This is a genomic window from Tropicibacter naphthalenivorans, from assembly GCF_900176475.1.
GTDB lineage: Bacteria > Pseudomonadota > Alphaproteobacteria > Rhodobacterales > Rhodobacteraceae > Tropicibacter > Tropicibacter naphthalenivorans.
Window position 1 is genome coordinate 474205 of the sequence record NZ_FWXX01000001.1, and the last position, 19798, is coordinate 494002.

At 62.6% G+C, this 19798-nt stretch carries 16 protein-coding genes; 6 read left to right on the top strand and 10 right to left on the bottom strand.

Translation table 11 applies throughout. The features are described from left to right. Nucleotide 1: 1 nt before the first annotated feature. Together B9A11_RS02315 and B9A11_RS02320 are read right to left on the bottom strand one after the other, a co-directional pair. A complete protein-coding gene (locus B9A11_RS02315; RefSeq protein ID WP_058245965.1) occupies nucleotides 2–796 on the bottom strand; it encodes a S49 family peptidase in 795 nt (264 codons plus the stop codon). Between the two features lie 222 nt (nucleotides 797–1018). Further along, nucleotides 1019–3208, bottom strand: coding sequence for a primosomal protein N' (locus B9A11_RS02320; RefSeq protein WP_058245964.1), 2190 nt, complete (start codon nucleotides 3206–3208; stop codon nucleotides 1019–1021). 114 nt (nucleotides 3209–3322) lie between these two features. On the opposite strand from B9A11_RS02320, the gene fsa reads away from it, so the two are divergent. Beyond that, entirely contained in the window at nucleotides 3323–3976 is a 654-nt protein-coding gene (fsa, locus tag B9A11_RS02325) for a fructose-6-phosphate aldolase (RefSeq protein ID WP_058245963.1), read from the top strand. 160 nt (nucleotides 3977–4136) lie between these two features. Here fsa and B9A11_RS02330 read toward each other — a convergent pair whose 3' ends face one another. Further along, nucleotides 4137–4988, bottom strand: coding sequence for a DUF6206 family protein (locus tag B9A11_RS02330; RefSeq protein WP_058245962.1), 852 nt, complete (start codon nucleotides 4986–4988; stop codon nucleotides 4137–4139). A 51-nt stretch (nucleotides 4989–5039) separates the two neighbouring features. Beyond that, nucleotides 5040–5672, bottom strand: a complete 633-nt coding sequence (parA, locus tag B9A11_RS02335; RefSeq protein ID WP_058245961.1) for a ParA family partition ATPase — start codon at nucleotides 5670–5672, stop codon at nucleotides 5040–5042. A 127-nt stretch (nucleotides 5673–5799) separates the two neighbouring features. On the opposite strand from parA, the gene B9A11_RS02340 reads away from it, so the two are divergent. Then, entirely contained in the window at nucleotides 5800–6465 is a 666-nt protein-coding gene (locus B9A11_RS02340) for a hypothetical protein (RefSeq protein WP_058245960.1), read from the top strand. 79 nt (nucleotides 6466–6544) lie between these two features. On the opposite strand, the gene B9A11_RS02345 is transcribed toward B9A11_RS02340, so the two are convergent. Further along, a complete protein-coding gene (locus B9A11_RS02345; RefSeq protein WP_058245959.1) occupies nucleotides 6545–8836 on the bottom strand; it encodes a glycosyl hydrolase family 28-related protein in 2292 nt (763 codons plus the stop codon). A 257-nt stretch (nucleotides 8837–9093) separates the two neighbouring features. On the opposite strand from B9A11_RS02345, the gene B9A11_RS02350 reads away from it, so the two are divergent. Further along, nucleotides 9094–9717 carry an ImmA/IrrE family metallo-endopeptidase gene (locus tag B9A11_RS02350; protein WP_058245958.1) on the top strand — a complete coding sequence of 208 codons (624 nt, stop codon included), beginning with the start codon at nucleotides 9094–9096 and terminating at the stop codon, nucleotides 9715–9717. On the opposite strand, the gene B9A11_RS02355 is transcribed toward B9A11_RS02350, so the two are convergent. Continuing rightward, nucleotides 9714–11297, bottom strand: a complete 1584-nt coding sequence (locus B9A11_RS02355) for a lysine--tRNA ligase (RefSeq protein ID WP_058246410.1) — start codon at nucleotides 11295–11297, stop codon at nucleotides 9714–9716. The genes B9A11_RS02350 and B9A11_RS02355 overlap by 4 nt on opposite strands. Before the next feature lie 99 nt (nucleotides 11298–11396). On the opposite strand from B9A11_RS02355, the gene B9A11_RS02360 reads away from it, so the two are divergent. Beyond that, nucleotides 11397–11819, top strand: coding sequence for a tellurite resistance TerB family protein (locus B9A11_RS02360; protein ID WP_058245957.1), 423 nt, complete (start codon nucleotides 11397–11399; stop codon nucleotides 11817–11819). Between the two features lie 198 nt (nucleotides 11820–12017). Next, nucleotides 12018–12446 carry a L,D-transpeptidase gene (locus B9A11_RS02365; RefSeq protein WP_058245956.1) on the top strand — a complete coding sequence of 143 codons (429 nt, stop codon included), beginning with the start codon at nucleotides 12018–12020 and terminating at the stop codon, nucleotides 12444–12446. Nucleotides 12447–12479: 33 nt separating this feature from the next. On the opposite strand, the gene dacB is transcribed toward B9A11_RS02365, so the two are convergent. The 3 genes from dacB to B9A11_RS02380 form a co-directional block, all read right to left on the bottom strand. Then, the gene (gene dacB, locus B9A11_RS02370; RefSeq protein WP_058245955.1) at nucleotides 12480–13982 is read right to left on the bottom strand and encodes a D-alanyl-D-alanine carboxypeptidase/D-alanyl-D-alanine endopeptidase; all 1503 of its coding nucleotides are present in this window, start codon (nucleotides 13980–13982) and stop codon (nucleotides 12480–12482) included. Nucleotides 13983–14061: 79 nt separating this feature from the next. Next, complete coding sequence (locus tag B9A11_RS02375; protein WP_058246409.1) at nucleotides 14062–14631, bottom strand: nicotinate-nucleotide adenylyltransferase; 570 nt, start codon at nucleotides 14629–14631, stop codon at nucleotides 14062–14064. 125 nt (nucleotides 14632–14756) lie between these two features. Beyond that, nucleotides 14757–17135 carry a methyl-accepting chemotaxis protein gene (locus B9A11_RS02380; RefSeq protein WP_058245954.1) on the bottom strand — a complete coding sequence of 793 codons (2379 nt, stop codon included), beginning with the start codon at nucleotides 17133–17135 and terminating at the stop codon, nucleotides 14757–14759. Nucleotides 17136–17385: 250 nt separating this feature from the next. On the opposite strand from B9A11_RS02380, the gene ettA reads away from it, so the two are divergent. Continuing rightward, nucleotides 17386–19041, top strand: a complete 1656-nt coding sequence (gene ettA, locus B9A11_RS02385; protein WP_058246408.1) for an energy-dependent translational throttle protein EttA — start codon at nucleotides 17386–17388, stop codon at nucleotides 19039–19041. Nucleotides 19042–19279: 238 nt separating this feature from the next. Here the strand turns inward: ettA and B9A11_RS02390 are convergent, their stop codons facing one another. Further along, nucleotides 19280–19753, bottom strand: a complete 474-nt coding sequence (locus B9A11_RS02390; RefSeq protein WP_058245953.1) for a DUF2938 domain-containing protein — start codon at nucleotides 19751–19753, stop codon at nucleotides 19280–19282. Nucleotides 19754–19798: the final 45 nt, after the last annotated feature.

Here is a 19798-nt window from a genome sequence, read left to right on the forward strand (position 1 = left end):
GTTACAGCCCGAACCTCGCGAATTCGGCGCGCTCTTCGACCTCGGCCAGCGCGCCTTGCATCGCCTGAACGCCCAGACGCGGCAGCAGCGGCTTTTTCGCCTCAAAGCGCTTAAAGCGGACCTTGTCGCCAAAGCGATCCTTCATGTAGGGCACCAGATGGCCGACGCCATCGGCAAGACCCACGTCCACCGCGCTTTGGCCGATCCAGACTTCGCCGGTGAACAGCTCGTCATTCTCGGCCAGCTTCGCGCCGCGCCGCGATTTGACGTGCCCAATAAAGGTCTCGTGCAGCTGCCCCAGCAGGCGGTGCAACCGCGCCACGTCCTCTTCGCTTTCGGGGCGGAAAGGGTCGAGCATACTCTTGGACTTGCCCGCCGTGTAAACGCGCCGCTCGATCCCCTGCCGTTGCAGGAACACATGCGCGCCAAAACCGGCGGAAATCACCCCGATGGACCCAAGGATCGACGACGGGTCGGCGATGATCTCATCCGCCGCAGAGGCGATCCAATAGCCGCCAGAGGCCGCCACATCCTCGGTAAAGGCCACCACGGGAATGTCTTTTTCCTCGGCCAGGCGGCGGATGCGCGCCCCGATCAAGGACGACTGCACCGGCGAGCCACCGGGCGAGTTGATCTCCAGCGCGACGGCATCCGGCTTGCCCCGAAAGGCCCGCTCCAGCATCGGCGCAACCGACCGATCGCTCATGGACGACCGCCCCGGCGCACCAATCGCGCCTTGCAGACGCACGACATTGACCTGCGGGTCATTTTTGAGAAAGGGGATCCAGCGTTTCATGCCTGTCGATGTAGAGGCGCGCCCCCCCACAAACAAGGCAAAGCGCCAAAGAAGGTTTCCTTGTGACCCATGCGCCGCGACCTTCGCGCGATGGTTGCGCGAAGACCCCCAAGACACGCGCCGGGGTTCCAAGGGGCCTGCCCCTTGGCGCACGCGCGGCGCACGCGCAAACCAAACTGCGCGCGATAGCGCTCCGGTGGATCAGGGCTGCGGATCAGGCGTCTAGAAAAAGCTCTGCGGGTCGATGTCGATGGCCAGCCGCAGGTCCCCGCTCAGACGTGCCGCCCCAACCCACTCGGACAGCGCCGCTTGCAAGGCCACGCCCCGCTCGGCCTTGACCAGCAGCCGCACCCGGTGCCGCCCGCGCACCCGCGCAATCGGCGCAGGCGCAGGCCCCAGCACCATCGCCCCGATCCGCCGCAGCGGCGCGTCGTTGCGCGCCAGCCAGTTGCCAAGGTCAAACACCTTTTGCACGTCCTCGCCCGACAGGATGATCCCCGCCAGCCGTCCATAAGGCGGCATCCCCGCCGCGCGGCGCTCATCCGCTTCGGCCTGCCAGAACGCCTCTTCATCCCCCGACAGGATCGCGCGGATCACCGGGTGCTCGGGCTGAAACGTCTGCAAAACCGCCTCGCCGGGTTTCTCGGCCCGCCCGGCGCGCCCCGCCACCTGCCGCATCAGCTGGAACGTGCGTTCCGCCGCCCGCAGGTCCGAGCCTTGCAGGCCGAGGTCCGCGTCGATCACCCCCACCAGCGTCAGCTTGGGAAAGTTGTGCCCCTTGGCCACCAGCTGCGTGCCGATGATGATGTCCGCCCCGCCCTGCGCGATGGCCTCGATCTGCGCCTTCAGCTCGCGCGCCGTGCCATAAAGGTCCGAAGACAGCACAGCGATGCGCGCCTCGGGGAACAGCGCCTGCGCCTCTTCGGCCAGCCGTTCGACCCCCGGCCCCACAGGCGCCAGCTTATCCTCGGCCTCGCAATGCGGACAGACGGTGGGGACCGGCTTGCTCTCGCCGCATTGGTGGCAGATCAGGCGTTTCAAAAAGCGGTGCTCGACCATCCGCGCGTCACAGTGATCGCAGCCGATCTGCTGCCCGCAGGCCCGGCACAGTGTCACCGGCGCATAGCCGCGACGGTTCATAAACAGCAAAGCCTGCTCGCCCCGCGCCATCCGCGCCGCCACCGCGTGCTGCAAGCTCGGGGAAATCCAGCGGTTGCTGGGCAGCTCTTCGCGGCGCATGTCGATGGCGCGCATCTCGGGCATCACCGCCACGCCAAAGCGGCTGGTCAGGGTCAGGCGTTTGTACTTGCCCGCATCGGCATTGGCCCAGCTTTCAAGGCTGGGCGTCGCCGTGGCCAAAACCACCTGCGCCCCAAGAATCGACGCGCGCAGCACCGCCATGTCGCGGGCGTTGTACATCACGCCCTCTTCTTGCTTGTAGCTGGTGTCGTGTTCCTCATCGACGACGATCAGGCCGAGCCTTTGGAACGGCAGGAAAAGGGCCGAGCGCGCGCCGACCACCACCTGCGCGTGCCCGTCGGCGACCATCTTCCAGACGCGGCGGCGCTCGGTCATGGTGACGCCGGAATGCCATTCGGCGGGCCGCGCGCCGAACCGCGCTTCGAGCCGCAAGAGAAACTCGCCCGACAGCGCGATTTCCGGCAAGAGGACCAAGGCTTGGCGGCCTTGGCGCAGGGCTTCGGCGACCGCTTCAAGGTAGACTTCGGTCTTGCCAGAGCCGGTCACGCCCTTGAGCAAGACCGTCTCATAGGCCCCGGCGCGCTGGCCTTGCCGCAGGCTTTCCGAGGCGGCGGCCTGATCTTCGGTCAGCTCCTTCGCGCCGTACTCCGGGTCGAGCAGGGGGAAGGCCGAGTCGCGGGGCGATTCTTCCTCGGTGATGGCACCGGACTTCACCAGCCCCTTGACCACCGACGTCGTGACCCCTGCCGCCTCGGCCAGTTCGTGCAAGGTCAGGGACAGCCCGCCCATCTCTTCGGACGCGTCAATCACACGGCGGCGCGCGTCAGTCATCCGGTCAGGCAGCCCGGTCCCCCGGCGATAGACCTTGCGCATGGACGGCGGATCGCCAAGCCCCGGCGCACGGGTCGCAAGGCGCAACATCGCGCTGAGCGGTGTGATCGTGTAGGCCGCTGATTTCTCAAGAAAAACCCGCATTTCATCGCGCATCGGCGCAACATCCAGCACCCGGATGACCGACCGGATTTTTGACCGGTCGTAGTCGCCCTTGCCCGGCCCCCAGACCACGCCCACCACCTTGCGCGGCCCCAAAGGCACCTCGACAAAGGCCCCCAAGTGGCAGCCGCCCTCTGGCGCCTTGTAGTCCAGAACGCGGTCGAGCGGCTGGGTCGTCAACACGCCGATCAGCTCTCCTTCCGCGAAAAATGACTGCATGGGACCCCATTATATTCGTATTGTGTTAGCGCTAAAGATTAAGGGCTTTCGAGCCGCTTAGGTCTGGGGTATGACACGCGCGACCGAATGCCAAGCATAGCCGGAGGCTGCCTAATGAAGTTCTTTGTCGACACCGCTGAAATCGACGCAATCCGCGAGCTTAACGATCTGGGCATGGTGGATGGTGTGACCACCAACCCGTCCCTGATCAAGAAGTCGGGCCGCGACATCCTGGAAGTCACGCGCGAGATCTGCTCGATCGTGTCCGGCCCGGTGTCCGCCGAAGTGACCGCCGTGGACGCCGACACCATGATCGCCGAAGGCCGCAAGCTGGCCGAGATCGCCGAGAACATCGCCGTCAAGGTGCCGCTGACCTGGGACGGTCTGAAGGCCTGTAAGGTGCTGTCCGACGAAGGCAAAATGGTCAACGTGACCCTGTGCTTCTCGGCCAACCAGGCGCTGCTGGCGGCAAAGGCCGGCGCGACCTTTATCTCGCCGTTCATTGGCCGTCTGGACGATTTGAACCTCGACGGGCTGGAGCTGATCGCCGACATCCGCGAGATCTATGACAACTACGGGTTCGAGACCAACATCCTGGCCGCGTCGATCCGCACCGCCAACCACATGTCCGAATGCGCCAAGATCGGTGCTGACGTGGCGACTGCGCCCCCCGCCGTCATCAAGGCCATGGCGAACCACGTGCTGACCGACAAGGGCCTCGACCAGTTCCTGAAGGACATCAAGGACGCGGGCATCAAGATCGTCTGATCCAGCGCGTTTTGAGGTTTGAGGCGGCTCGGGGCAACTCGGGCCGCTTTTTTGTTTTTAGGGTCTGGCTGGGGCTCTGCCCCGCTCCTTCGGAGCCCCCCGGGATATTTGGAAAGAGAAGAAGCGCAAGGTCGGGCGCTTGGGACGGCCCGGCTGCGCGCTATTTTTGGGGGATGTTGGGTTCGCCCTGAAGGCCGAGGAGCTTGCGGAAGCCGGTCCAGTAGCTGGGGAGTTGTGGCGGGGTTTGCAGGCCTGCGAGGGCTTCGGTTTGCCACGGCTGCATCTCGCGTTTGACAAAGTCGCGGCCCCAGTCGAGGTAGGCCGGCGCGTCGCTTGGGCGCAGGCGGCAGGCGCTGCCCACGAGGCCCACGAGGGTTTCCGCCGGGTCGTACCATTCGTCTTGGATGCCGGTGACCTTCTTTTGCAGGAAGGGGCCGACCATGCGCATCAGGCGTTTGTCCGAGAAGGTCAGCAGCATCTTGCCCATCTCGTCGCGGCTGTAGTGGATCAGCGGCGGGAAGGTGTCGAAGAAGCGCGCGGTGCCGTCGACATAGGCAAAGTTTCGGATCGAGGGGTGAAAGCCGATGCGGCGCGGGTCGTTCTGCGCCCAGAGCCAGAAGCGGGCGATGACCTGGCCTGCGGCTTCCATCATTTCGAGCGTCTCGTTTAGCGGCTGGCTTTGCATCAGCGGGCGCATGAGGCGGTCGGTGGGCAGCGCGTCCTGCACGATGACGGGAATGCGCCCCCCGGCCATGTCGAGCAGGTGGAATTCGGTGTCTGGCAGGCCGACGTCGGCAGCGTTCAGGGCGTCGACGTAGTCGTCGTGGCATTGTTTGAGCCGGTCGAGCGCGGCGGCATCGCGCATCCCGCGATAGACCTTGATGACTTTGTCCGAGAATGGCCCCTGACGCGGCTGGAAGGGCGCGCAAAAGTACCCCAGTTTGGAAATGGTCTGGCCACGCTGCGAGGCATCGGCGCGGATCAGGTCAGCGAGGGCGGTCAGGTCGGTCATGGATGGCTCCTTTGGGCCTGCCATAAAGCCCCTGCCCGCCTATGGCAAACCCTAGAAGCGGGCGGCGACCTCGGCGGTGAGGGCTGTGACCTCATCGCGGCCGGGGCCTTTGGGGCCTTCGGTGATGCCGCGGCCCTTGCCCATGGCTTCGGCATAGCCCACGCGGTTGGCAAGGCTTGCTTCGGCGACCTCGGCGTCCAGTTTGCCGGCGGCCTCAAAGACCTCTTGGCCAAGGCGGGTGTTCGGGCGGGTGCGGTTCATCACCACAAGCGCCGGTTTGCCTTCGCGGTTGGCAAGGTCCAGCACGCCCTCGGTGGCCCAGAGATCGACATGAGAGGTGGCCACGGGCACCACCACCAGATGCGCCACCCGCAGCGCCGGGCGCAGGTCGCTGTCGGCCTTAGGCGGGGTGTCGATGATGACGATGTCATTGGCGTCGGCCAGCTTGCGGCATTCGTAAGAAATCCCCCAAGCCGAGGAGGTCGAGAAATCGAGGCCCTCGCAGAGCGCCGGGTCACTTTCCACGCGGGTCATGAACCAGCGGCCCAGCGAGCCTTGGGGGTCGAGGTCGACCAGGGCCACCGTTTTGCCCTGCGCGCGGAACCCCAGCGCGAGGTGCGCGGCCAGCGTTGTCTTGCCGCTGCCGCCTTTTTGTTGCGCTACCGTGATCACGTGACCGGCCATGAGTCGTCCTTCCGAATATCGCAGTGATTGTGCACATGCGGCATGGAACAATCCAGCCCCCACGGGCGCGGCGCTTGGGCACGTCTTAACGGGGCCTTAACCAAGTTGAACGCATGATAAAGCGGCTATGTGGGTGCGCGTCGTCGTCTTGATTTTCTGCCTGTTGACCGCCGTTCAGGCGCAGGCCGGCGCTTGGCCACGGACCAAGGGGACCGGGTTCGGGTCGGCGGCGGTGCGGCTGTCCTGGCCGCAGAACATCCAGCATTGGACCTCTGCCATGCCGACGCAGCAGTACTACACGCTGTACCTGGAGTATGGGCTGACCGACCGCGTGACCTTGGGCCTTGATCTGGGGCGGTCGGTGTCGGGCGCGGCCAAGACGGTCGCCTTTGTCCAGATGCCCATCCGAAACAAGGACAGCGGGCCCAAGATTTCCGGGCAGCTGGCCTTTGGACGGGTGGCGGGGGATATGGTGATCCGCCCCGGCCTGTCGCTGGGCTGGGGGCTGCAAAAGGGCTGGTTTTCCGTCGATAGCGTCGCTGAAATCCACCTGCCGGACAAAAAGACCGACTACAAGCTGGATATCACCTGGGGGCGGAACCTGCCACGCGACCGCAAGCTGATCTTGCAGCTTCAGACCGGGGACACCGCCGAAGACCCGCCTTTTGCGCGGTTTGCGCCGTCTTATGTCCGGCCCCTCAAGGGCAAGTACCAACTGGAAACCGGGGTGACGGTGGGGCTGATCGGCGATAGCTCCATGGGGATCAAGTTTGGCCTTTGGGCGGATTTCTGACAGCCAAAACGCCAAAAAGGCCGGCCCCGCGCAATGGGGACCGGCCGCACCGACCACGGGCCAGTGCCTTTGAACGCCGCTAGTTGTCCATGCGGACCTTGACCGTCACGTCGCCGATCAGGTCTTCGCCCCAGATCAGATGGACCTTGTCCTTTTGCCCGCCCTGCTCGGTCAGCGCATAGGGGTTGTAGTACTTGCTGACGTTGGCGGTGTTGCGCGGGCGAGAGCGCTGGGTGACCGCCTCGACATCCAGAGCATAGCCTTCGAAGGGCAGCTTGTTCTCGGTGTCGATTTCCCAGGTGGACGAATGGGTGTTCTGCGAATGCGTCACGCGCAGCGGGTTGGACGCGCCGGTTTCCACGTTGTGGTAGGTGTTGCCGTCAAAGATGACCGACCGCATCCGGCTTTTGTCGAGCTGCGCAAAAGAGGTGTCCACGCGCTCGGCCCGGAAGATCGACCCACCCACGCAGCGGAAGGTATTGCCCTGCACGTTCAGACCGTTGATGAAATGGCCGGTGCCGTAGGGTTTGACCACGATATGGCTGAACCACGGGGCAACATGCGACGACAGCATGACGTTGTTGGTGACCGACAGACCGGCAAAGCCAAAGCCGCCAGAGTAGTCCGGTTCCGGCTCACGCTCGTTCGTCCATTCGATAAAGCAGTTGTCCAGATAGTTGCCCGTCACCTGCGCGTTGCAGGCCCGCAGACAGATCACCAGACCGGCGGATCGGGTGCCCGTGCTGCTGTCGTCCCCCTGGAAGAAGTGGTTGCCAGAGATGATCGTATGCGCACCGCTGACCACCGCAAAGTGCCGGAACTGAGAGGCGCGGCAGTTGCGGATTTTCACATCGTTGGCGTTGGTGTTGATCGCAACCGACACGCGGTCTTGGGTCAGCAGCCCGCCTTCGTGCGAGATGAACTGACAGTGGTCGATCAGCATCCCCTGACAGCCATCGCCAATCGAGGTGATGCCGCGATGGCCGGGGCGGTTGAACACGCAGTTGCGCACCACGTTGACCGTCCCCACCGCCGGCAGGATCATGCCAGAGGCGACGGTCCCGCATTGAAGCTCCACCCCTTCCAGCTCGAACACGTTGAGCTTTTCGAAGCCGGTGAAATCCAGCATGTATTTGAAGCGGGTAAAGGTATAGGTCTGGCGCCCCACCGCATCGGACAGCGGCTGGGACAGTTTGACCTCGCCCGCGCTGACGTTGACGCTGCGGACATAGATCTCGCGACCGACGCCCGGCGCTTCGACCAGGCTGCCCACCTGAATGTTGGCGATATTGGTCACATCGGTCAGGTGCCAAGGGTCGCTGGCCGAATAGGTCGCCATGCTGGTGGTCGTTTCCGGCTCCCACGCGGTGGTGCCTTCGGCGCGCAGCTGGCCGTTGCGGATGACACGGCGCTGCGCATAGCTGGTGCGGTTCGGCACCGCTGCCTGCACGTCGATGGGCGCGTTGACCGACACGCGGCGCCCGCCCAGATCGAGGCTCTCGTGATCCGAGCCGTTCATCAGCGACTGCACCGCCTTTTTGAACGCGAGCTCTTCGTCACCGCCGAACGCGTCGATGTAGTTGGGCAGGCTGAAATCCTTGGTCAGGTCCAGCACCGCGTCCGTGGGCATGGTCAGCGTGCCTTCGAACTGCACGCGGCTGGTCAGGTTGAGCGAGCGCGCCAGGTGGTACGTCCCCGCCGAGACCATGACCCGCCGCCCGTTGGCTGCCGCATCCGCCGCCTCGAACGCGTCGGTGTCGTCGGTCACTCCGTCACCCACCGCGCCAAAGTCGCGCACGTCCACCCAAGCCATCATGTCGCGCAGGAAAGCGCTGGTGATGTCTTCGATGATGATATCGTCAATGCGCACCACGCCCCCGTTCGCCCCGGTCAGGTCCAGACCAAAGTGGCCATAGATCGGATCGGTGCCCCAAGGCATGTCCACGCCGCCGCGCTGGCCAGAGCCAACGATCGCCGACACTTCGACAATCTCGCCATAGGCATCAATGCTCTTGGACGTCGCGGTTAGCGGAATGCCCGTCACCGCGTTGCCACCCGCATCGCCTGCCCAGCCCGCGATACGCACCTGAGGCAGCGCGCCTGCCGTGGCTTTGACACGCGCGGTGATGCGCAGATAGGTGCCCACCGGCAGCGGCGTCTGCCCCATATAGCGCAAAGTCTGCGTGCTGGTGGTCTTTTGGATCTCAAGGCAGCCGCCAAAGTCCTGATCCGCAGGCACAAAGGCCGCCGTCGCCAGATTGGCATAGGTGTCCGAACCGGGGGTGCCATCGCCACGGGACCATTGCCCCAGAGTGTCCGCCGAAAACGCCGGGGGCATGAAAACTATGCCGTCGGTAATCGCCTTGTTCATCCTGTTCCCTTTCCTCGCATGGGGCGCGTCTGCCCCGTCAGGAAAAGGGAAGTATCAACGGGGTCTTAACGCGAAGGAACCGCACCGCACGCTGCCCCGCCCCCGTGCGCAACGCACCCCTAGCGTCCTTTGGGCGTCCCTTGGGCGCAGAAAAAACTGCGATTTGTAGCTATTGAGATTCTCGAAAGGTTTGCCGTGCTAATGCGGTGAGGTCCAAATTTAAAGACAGATCACAGAAACTGGCAGGGATTTCGCGTATGCCCAGAGCCTACCCAAGCTACCCTTATGTCGAACCCGAAAGCCCGGGGCTAACGGATGAAGACATCGAAAACGTTATCAAGGATTTCTTGTCTCAGAACCCAACGCTTTCGCCCATCTATGGCGGGCCTTTGGATGGTGTGTGTCGGGCCCTGAACGTCGATGTGGAATACTCCGACAAACCCAATGAAATCCTGCTGGAGGTGCCCTTGGACCGCAAAGCGGTGATCTGGCTGCCCAAGAATGGCAAGCCTCGGCATGATCGGCTGGCAACCGGGATCGGCATCGGACATTGGCTGCTGCATGTGCTTTACACACGGGATTTGCACCCCGACCACGGTGTTCAGGCGCTGTATCAGCCTTCGAACCCCGCCGTTCAGCAAGAGGCGCGGCGCTTTGCCTTTGCCCTGCTGATGCCCAAGGACAAGTTCACCCAGCTTTGGTACGAGGGACGCGCCCAGCTGTGCGCCGAAACCCTGAATGTTCCAACACAAGCCGTCTATGACCGTGCCAAATGGCTTGATCTTTCGGCGCCGCCCCCACCAGAGGACGACATGCCGCCCCCGCCAGAGGTGGAACAGCCAACGACAGGCACCCGCCCACGCGTTGGCCGCCAGATTTAAGCGCGCGCCAGATCGCCCGACAGGCCTTTTTCGATCAAGGCCACGGTCTCATCGACACCGTAAAGCGCGATGAAGCCGCCAAAACGCGGCCCTTGGCTTTGGCCCAGAAGGACTTCGTACAGAGCCTTGAACCAATCGCGCAGGTTCTCGAACGCGTGCGCTTTGCCGACAGCGAAAACCATGGATTGCAGCGTCTCGTCGTCCGCCGTCCCGTCAAAGGCGCGCAGCTGCGCGGCAAGGTCTTCCATGGCGGCGCGCTCCTTGGCGTCCGGCGCGCGGAAGGTCTTAGTCGGTTTGACGAAATCCTCGTAGTACTTGACGGCAAAGCCCGCCGCCGCATCCAGATCCGGGTGGCTTTCCGGCGTCGCCTCGGGGGCGTAGCGCTTGATAAAGCCCCACATGGCGTCCTTGCTCTCGGCCCCGGCCGCGCTGGCGAGGTTGAGCAGCATCGAGAACGGCACCACCATCTTGGACTCGGGCACGTCACCGTTGTGGATGTGCCAAACCGGGTTGTTCAGCTGCGCCTTGAGGTCCTGCCCATGATAGGCCCGCAGCTGCTGGTGGTATTCGTCCATCGCCTTGGGGATCACGTCGAAATACAAACGCTTCGCCGTCTTGGGCTTTTGGAACATGAAGTACGACAGCGACTCGGTCGAGGCATAGGTCAGCCATTCGTCGATCGAAATGCCATTGCCGGACGATTTCGAGATCTTCTGCCCCTGATCGTCAAGGAACAACTCGTAGGTGAAATGCTCCGGTGCACGCGCCCCCAGCACCCGGCAAATGCCGTCATAGATCGGCGTGTTGGTGCTGTGATCCTTGCCGTACATCTCGAAGTCGACACCCAAGGCGGCCCAACGCGCGCCAAAGTCCGGCTTCCACTGCAACTTCACATTGCCGCCGGTCAGGGGCAGCGTCCATTCCTTGCCATCTTCGTCGTCAAAGGTGATCTCGCCCTTGACCGCGTCGACGTTTTTCATCGGCACATACAGCACCCGCCCGGTTTCCGGGTGGATCGGCAGGAAAATCGAATAAGTCTGGCGGCGCTCTTCGCGCAGCGATTTCAACATGATGGCCATCACGTCATCATACCGCTCGGCGGCGCGCAGCAGCACCTCGTCGAACTGACCGCTCTTGTAGAACTCGGTCGCCGAGTAGAACTCGTAGTCGAAGCCAAAGGTGTCGAGGAACCGGCGCAGCATCGCGTTGTTGTGATCGCCAAAGCTATCATGCGTACCAAAGGGATCGGGCACGGCGGTCAGCGGCTTTTGCAGGTGCTCGTGCAGCATCTCCTGGTTCGGGACGTTCCCCGGCACCTTGCGCATCCCGTCCATGTCGTCGGAAAAACAGATCATCCGCGTGGGAATATCGCTGATCGCCTCGAAGGCGCGGCGGATCATCGTGGTGCGCAGCACCTCGCCAAAGGTGCCGATATGCGGCAGGCCCGACGGCCCGTAACCGGTCTCGAACAGGACATAGCCCTTCTCCGGCGCGCCCTGCTGAAAGCGTTTCAGGATCCGGCGCGCCTCTTCAAAGGGCCAAGCCTTCGCACTCATCGCGGCGTCACGCAGTTCGGACATCTGAAAACACTCCATTTTGGGATTCAGCGCGCTTCCTATTGAAGGACCGCCCCGGCGTCAATAAATTGCGCTGCAATGCCGCGTAGGAAAGGCCACAAGATGCAAGACACCGCCCACCCGCTTAGCCCGCAAGACTGTCTCGTGGCGCTGATGATCGCCGTGTCCGCCTCGGATGAGAACGTCCGCACCGCGGAATTGGTCAAAATCGATTCGGCGGTGAACATGCTGCCAATCTTTGCCAGCTATGACGCCGACCGCGTGCGCACGGTGTCGGCGCTGGTCATGGACCTTTTCGAACAAGAAGATGGCCTTGATGCCCTGTTCGGCCTGCTGCGCGAAAACCTGCCCGAGCGCCTGTTCGAGACCGCCTACGCGCTGGCCTGTGATGTGGCTGCGGCGGATGGCACGCTGCAAGAGACAGAGCTGCGCCTGCTCGAAGAGATTCGCTATGAGCTGAATATTGACCGCCTGCACGCCGCCGCGATCGAGCGCGGCGCGCGCGCGCGCCACCTGTCGTTGTAAAAGCCTGTTCAATTGTAGGCAAATCGCCCCGCGTTAACCTCGCGGAACCGCTAAACATGCCTAATCATTGCAAAAGTGACACAATTCTTGCGCGACGTGGTAAGGTTTCCCGGACTCAAAGATTAAGTTGACGTTAATATAGATTCATTAAAGTCGCGTCCGCTGCCCTTTGGACGCAAACCTACCTGGAGGGACATAATGAATCGCATTTTAACGCGCGCATTGGGCGTGGCGATGCTGTGCCTGCTGCCGATGGCTTCGGTCGCAGCGCCGCTGGTCGCCAAAGTCGACATTTCCGCACAGACCATGACCGTGATTTACAACGGCAAGGTCGCCTACAGCTGGCCGGTGTCCACCGCGCGCTCTGGCAAATACACGCCGCGCGGCACCTGGACCGCCAAGTGGCTGTCGAAGAACCATCGCTCGAGCCTCTATAACAACGCGCCGATGCCCTATTCGATTTTTTTCAACGGCAATTACGCCATTCACGGCACCAACCAGATCAGCCGTCTGGGCCGCCCTGCCTCTGCGGGTTGCGTCCGGCTGCACCCGGAACACGCCGCCGTGCTGTTCAAGCTGACGCAAAGCGTTGGCAAACAGAACATGAAGGTCGTCATTCAGAACTAAGACATGCGCAGGCCGGGGCCGCTTCGGCCTGCGTCAACTGGCGTGCACGACGCCCCAGCGTTCGATCAGGGCTTGTTGCAGCGTCTTGGCCCGCACGTTCCACGCCGCCCCCCCATCGGGGCGTTCGCGTTGCGCTTTGGTCAGCTTGGCGCGGCGCTCCAGATCGGCGGCAAAGATCGCAAACACCAGTTCGGTCCCATCCGGCAGGTCGACAAATCCCGCCAAGCCACTGACAAAGTTCAGGGTTCCGGTTTTGGCGTGCACATCCAGAGGATGATCTTCGATCACGCGGCGCTGGTCATCGCGCATCGCAAAACTCTTGAGCAGCGGTTTGATCCCCAAGCGAAGCCGCAATTGCCGCAGCCCAGACATCATGTCCTGCGGGCTGATCCGGCTCGCCTCGCCCAACCCGGAGTGATCCACAAAGGCCATCGACGTCAGACCAAGCGTTTCGCGGCCCCACGCATTCATCTGCTCGGCCGACTCGGCAAGCGACTTTGGCGGGGTTTGCGTGCGCGCCAATGTCGCCGTCAGCCCGACCATTTCCGCCGTCAGGTTTGTCGACCATTTAAGCATATCGCGCAAAATGATCCGCAAAGGGGCGCTTTGCAGCGTGGCGACAATCTCGCCTTCGGGCCGCGCGTCAATGAGTTCGGGCGGGCCGAGCCGCACGCCATGTGCCAGCGCAAACGTCTGGAACACCTCCCCGGCGTACAACCCTGGCTTGCGCACGGGCAGCCAGCGCGATCCGCCCTGCCCCAAAGCGCCCCGCGCCACGGTCCAGTCGTCGCGCCCGCCCACGTCGGCGTAGGTGTACACCGGCGCGCTGCGCGACACGACGCCCATGCGCGCCATGGTCACCTTTGGGCGGTGCGTCCCGGTCCGGGCGTCCATCGAAATCGCGTAGTCCGCGCCCGCTTTGCGCCATTCGAAATGCACGCGGTTAAAGTTGAGGTTCAGCCCCGACACCGCCGGATTATAGCCCACATGATCGGGCTGACCGGGATCGATACCACGCAGATAGGGATACGGCCCGCGCCAGATCTTGAACCCGCCCTGCACCCCAGTGATCCCCGCCGCCGCCATGTCTGCGGCCAAAAGGGCAAGCCCATCGCTGTCCAGCGTCGGGTCGCCGCCGCCGATCAGGATCAAGTCGCCCTGCACGGTCCCGTCGATGACGCCACCTGTGGCCATCACTTGCGTCTCGAATTGAAAGCCCGGCCCCAAGGCTTGCAGCGCGTAACACGCCGTCAAGGACTTGGCGACACTTGCCGGCGGCAAGCCGACCGCGCCGTTGTGAGATTCGAGCAGATCGCCCGTCGACATGTCAGCGACCGAAAAGCCGACCGCGCCGTTCAAATTGGCCTTTGCGATCAGTTCCGCCGCATCTGGCTGAATTTTCTTGATAAAATCGGCACTGCGCGCGGTGGGTCGCAGGGATTCCATAGGCGCTTCGGCCCAGAGCGGCGTGGCGGACATCGCGGCAAATGCGCTGGTCGCCGTTAAAAATTGGCGTCTAGAAATACGGTTCGTCATAGCGCGATGTAAACGCTTCGCGGTTTTTTATTCAACAAGACTCTCTTGTGCCGCCGATCACGTTTTTCTGCGGTCTTTTTCAGCTTGGCCAAGCGCCCTCGCGGCGCAGCTCGGTGGAGCTGACATCACGCATCGGCATATTGACAAAGCACCAAGCCGGCGGTCGCGCCATTCCCAAATGCCGCGAGACATGACTTGGCAGGCGCGCGGGCGTGTAAATTTTCGCGGCTGGCGCGTGGAGCGCCGACATCCGCGTGCCCGGTCGGGCCAGAATACCCACTGGGACCCGCTGCATGATGCTTTGCCACGCGTTCCACCGATGAAATTGCGCAAGATTGTCCGCGCCCATGAGCCAGGTGAATCGCACCGCCGGATACAGCCGCACCAAAGCCTCTAATGTTTGCGCGGTGTAGCGGGTCTTCAAGCGCGCCTCGACATCCGAAACCCAGATGCGCGGATGGTCAATCAAGGCTTGCGCCGCAGCCATGCGCTGGCCTATCGAAGCGGGTGCCTTGGCCTTGAGGGGATTGCCGGGGCTCACGAGCCAAACCACACAATCGAGCCCAAACCGCTTGAGCGCCTCTTTCGAAAGATGCAGATGGCCCTCGTGCGGTGGATCAAAGGACCCGCCAAGCAGCCCCACACGCATCCCCGGCACCAGCACAATGCCCTGTCCAAGCTTGATCACGTCATCCTGCCCTGTCGGTTCTTACACCGGTTTGACGTAATCGCATTACTCAGGCGGATCAAGAAACCGCGCGGCCACCTCTTGGGTCAGAAGTCATTCCAGACAGAAGCGCTGGCGTTGCTTGGGCTGTGCGCGCGAGCTGTAGACGACACCCTCGGGCGGGAAGCATCGCTGCGCCAATCCGCTTGCGCAGGGCTTTGGTTGGCCGCCGCGCTGTGGGGCCGCCTCTTTGCTTCGTCTCCTGCCATCTTGAAGCGCGCCACCAGCCCTCGCAAATCCGCAGCTTTTTGCTGCAGCGCGCGACCCGAGGAAACGCTTTCCGAAACCATGGCCGCGTTCTGCTGCGTCACCTGATCCAGCATCGTGATGCCATTGTTGATTTCCGTCAGGCCCGTCGCCTGCTCCGAGGCACCGGAGGCAATGTCCTGCACCCTTTCGGTGACGGATGACACCTCGCGCAGGATTTCCTCGATCGAGCCGCCCATTTCGGACACAAGCTGCACACCGTTCGACACGTTCTCGCTGGAATTCACGATCAAATTTCGGATTTCGGCGGCGCTGTCAGAGGATCGCTGCGCCAAGGACCGCACTTCGGACGCCACCACGGCAAAGCCGCGCCCGACCTCGCCTGCACGCGCGGCTTCGACGCCGGCATTAAGCGAAAGCAGGTTGGTCTGAAACGCAATATCCTCAATGACTTGAATGATCTGACCGATCTCTTTGGACGACATCTCGATCGCGCCCATCGCGGCGACGGCACGGGTGCGCACCTCTTCGCCGCGTTGCGCCTGATCGCGCGCGGCGCTGATCGCGGTCACGATCTGCTGGGCGCCTTCTGCGGTCGAATTCACGCTGACGGTGATCTGATCCATCGCGGCGGCTGTTTGCTCGAGCGTGGCGGCTTGATTTTCCGTCCTGTGCGACAGAGAATCTGCCCCAGCGCTCATTTTTTGCGCGTCCGCATCGATCATTTCGGCGCTGCCGCGCAACTCTCCGATTATGGCCGCCAAGGCATCGACGGTCTCGTTGAAATAACGGCGAAGCTCTTCGTAATCCGCGCCAAGATCCTCGCGAATCTGGCAATCGAGATTGCCCTCGGACAGTTGCGCCAAGGCGCGCCGCAGACGCTCGACGACCTGCTCTTGATGGCGCGCGCGCTCTTGACGTTCCCGCTCTGCCACAGCGCTTTCCGCAAGGCTCAGCTTGAAGCTGTCCAAGGCCCGCGCAATATCGCCCAGCTCGTCGCCCGCGGTCACCTGACTGACCTGCGCGTCGTAATTTCCCTGCGCGATCTCACTAACGCTATCGGACAAGCCGCCAATCCGGCGCGTCAAAACACGGGCCACGAAAAACGCGATCATGGCCACGATCACCAAAACCACCGCGGACTGGACGATCATATCCCACAGCATACTCGTCTCGATCGCCATGGCCTCGGCCACCGGTTGCTCGAGAACCAGATGCCAGTTGCTGCCGCTCAGCTGGATGGTTTGCATACGAACGATGGACGACTCGCCACGCAGGCCGGGCACATTATCATAGCGCTCTTCGCGCCCGGACCGAACCACCCTCAGATATTCCAGATCAGGCAGATCGTCGAAAACCTCGTGCCCGCCGGGAAACCGCGACGGCGACAAGGCTTTGCCGTCATCGTTGAGCGCATAGATCTGCCCCGTCTCGCCCAGCACGTTCACTTTTGACAAAAGCTGGCCAATGGTGTCGAGCTTCATCTGGAGGGCGACAACGCCAGTCACGTTGCCCGCATTGTCAAAGACGGGCGCTGCCACGAACTTGGCCGGGGCGCCGTAGCTTGGCGCGTAGGCTTCGAAATCGGAAAAGACACTTTCGCCCGGTTGCAACGCCATCGCTTGGCGAAACGCCTTGCCAAGCCCGCTAGACGCGTAGGGGCCATTCCTGAAATTGGTCGCGAAATCCTCTTCCTTGAACACCGAGTAGACGATGTTTCCATCGGGATCGAAAAGGAACAGGTCGTAGTAGTCGCGCTGCGCCTGAAAGGTGCGAAACCCGGTGTGATATTTGCCGTGCACTTGCGTCCAGACCGAAGGGTCATCGGCTTTGATCAGGGCGTCTTTCTCGCCAATCGGGTTGGGGTTGCCCGAGATATACAGCTGTCGCAGTGTCACGCCCGGCGTATCGCTGACCCGGTCAAACGCGCGGTCAAACAACGACAACGCCTCACGCGTGCTTTGGCTAGAGGCCAGCATCGTCACGTCGGTGGTCACCTGCTCGAGCCAGAATTCCAACGCCCCGGCGCGTTCGTACAGCACGTAGTCAAACGTGGTTTCCCGGCGCTGCTCCAGCGCATCATGCGCCTGCCAATAGGAAAACAGCGACGCCAGCATGGCGACGATGATCGTCGGCACCGCGATCTCGATCGGCACCTTCCACTTCAGCTTTAGCTTGGACCAGGGGCCCCTGGCCGTGTGGGTAACAGGATCGCTCATACTCTTCTCCGGTGAGACGGGCCGACATTGCGCGGTGCTGCCCTTTGTCTTTGAGTGATGAGGCCCACAGGTTGAAATCTGCTTAACAAAAGCGCGTCAAAATCGGCCGCGCCGCCGCAAACCCCGACAATTTGCCCGGACTGCTTAACTTCTGGGTAAGGAACAAACCGCCGCAGGCCGCACATGATTGCACCGCGCCGCGCTTCGCTGTACTTGCTCGTAGTCGATCACCCAGAAGCGGAGCGAAATGATGGCCTCTTATCAGTATGTTTACCACATGGAAGGCGTCTCCAAGACCTATCCCGGCGGCAAAAAGTGCTTTGAGAACATTCACCTATCGTTCCTGCCCGGCGTCAAGATCGGTGTGGTCGGCGTCAACGGCGCGGGTAAATCGACCCTGCTGCGCATCATGGCGGGAATCGACAAGGACTTCTCCGGCGAGGCATGGGCCGCCCAAGGCGCCAAGGTTGGCTATCTCCCGCAGGAGCCGAAGCTCGACGAAACCTTAAACGTTCGTGAAAACGTCATGCTGGGCGTGGCCGAGAAAAAGGCCAAGCTCGACCGCTTTAACGAACTCGCCATGAACTACTCTGACGAGACCGCCGACGAGATGGCGCAGCTTCAGGACGAGATCGACGCCAACAACCTGTGGGATCTCGACAGCCAGATCGACGTCGCGATGGAGGCTCTGCGCTGCCCCCCCGACGACGCTGACGTGAAATCCCTCTCCGGTGGTGAAGCCCGCCGCGTCGCGCTGTGCAAACTACTGCTCGAAGCGCCCGACATGCTGCTGCTGGACGAACCGACCAACCACCTCGACGCGGAAACCATCGCCTGGCTGCAAAACCACCTGATCGAGTACAAAGGCACGATCCTCTGCGTTACGCACGACCGTTATTTCCTTGACGATATCACCGGTTGGATCCTCGAACTCGACCGTGGCCGCGGCATCCCCTACGAGGGCAACTACTCGTCCTGGCTGGAACAAAAAGCCAAGCGTCTGGAACAAGAAGCGCGCGAGGACAAGGCCAAGCAAAAGACGCTGGAGCGCGAACTCGAATGGATGCGTCAGGGCGCCAAGGCCCGTCAGGCGAAATCCAAAGCGCGTATCGCCTCTTACAACGAGTTGGCCAACCAGTCCGAGCGCGAAAAGCTGTCGCGCGCCCAGATCATCATCCCCAACGGCCCGCGTCTGGGCAACAAGGTGATCGAGGTCTCTGGCCTGAAAAAAGCCATGGGCGACAAGCTGTTGATCGAAGACCTCGACTTTTCGCTGCCCCCCGGTGGCATCGTTGGCGTGATCGGTCCGAACGGCGCGGGTAAGTCGACGCTCTTCAAGATGCTCACGGGCCACGAACAGCCCGACGAGGGCGCGGTGGAATACGGCGACACGGTCAAACTGGCCTATGTCGACCAGTCCCGCGACGACCTGTCCGACAATGACACCGTGTGGGAGGCGATCTCTGGCGGGGCCGAACAGATCAAGCTGGGCGACGCCGAGATGAACTCGCGCGCCTATTGCTCGGCCTTCAACTTCAAGGGCGGCGACCAGCAGAAAAAGGTCGGCCTGCTGTCCGGCGGTGAGCGCAACCGCGTGCATATGGCGCGTCTTTTGAAGGAAGGCGGCAACGTCATCCTGCTCGACGAACCGACCAACGACCTCGACGTGGAAACCCTGCGCGCGCTGGAAGACGCTTTGGTCGATTTCGCCGGCTGCGCGGTTGTGATCTCGCACGACCGTTTCTTCCTCGACCGGATTTGTACGCACATTCTGGCGTTCGAAGGCGAAGCCCACGTGGAATGGTTCGAAGGCAACTTCGAGGACTACGAAGAGGATAAAAAGCGCCGTCTTGGGGCGGATGCTCTGGAGCCGACGCGGGTCAAGTTCAAGAAATTTGTGCGTTAAGAACAATGAGGCCGGGATCGCTCCCGGCCTTTTCTTTAGGCCAAGGTCGCCGCGATCACGCGAAAAGGGCAGCGCCCGACCTGGAGGGCGCTCTGACACCCATTCGGAGCACGCATCGCCCTCAAAGCTCCCAAGATTTCTGGGGATCAAGAACGGCGCAAAAGCGCCCTCCGGGGGGAGGTCGGGCGCTGCCCGGCGCGAGGCCGGGCGGGACATATTTCCAAGGGAATCGCCAGCTTCAAAGGCCCAAAGCCATCCCCCATATCCCCAACCCAAACACCGTATGGGCCACCAAGCCCATCATGCGCGCTTTCCACGGGCGCTCGACTCCGGACAAGGCCCAGCCCAGCCCCATCCCCGGGTGCAGCAGGAACCACCCGCCAGAGATCGTCACGATCCCCCACAGCCACGCTTGCCAGAACGTCGGCGTGTCGAACCAGCCCGGCCCCACGAGCAAGGCGAACACCGCGCCATAGACCACCCCCACAAAGTAGTGGAACGCCCAGCCAAGCGCGACTTCGCCCCGCACCGGCGCGGCCAAGCCGATGTCGTCGTGGAACACCCGCCCCCGCGGCAGCCAGCCGACCCAGCGCCCGACGTTGCCCCAGTTCGGCATCCCCTGCCCCGCCAAACGGTGCAGCAGCAGCGCCCAGATATCCATCGCCACCGTCCCGCCGATCCCGATCAAAACGCCTGCCCAGATCAATCCCATATCCAAACCCTTAACGCCCCCGCCTCTTGTAACACCCTTGTTAAC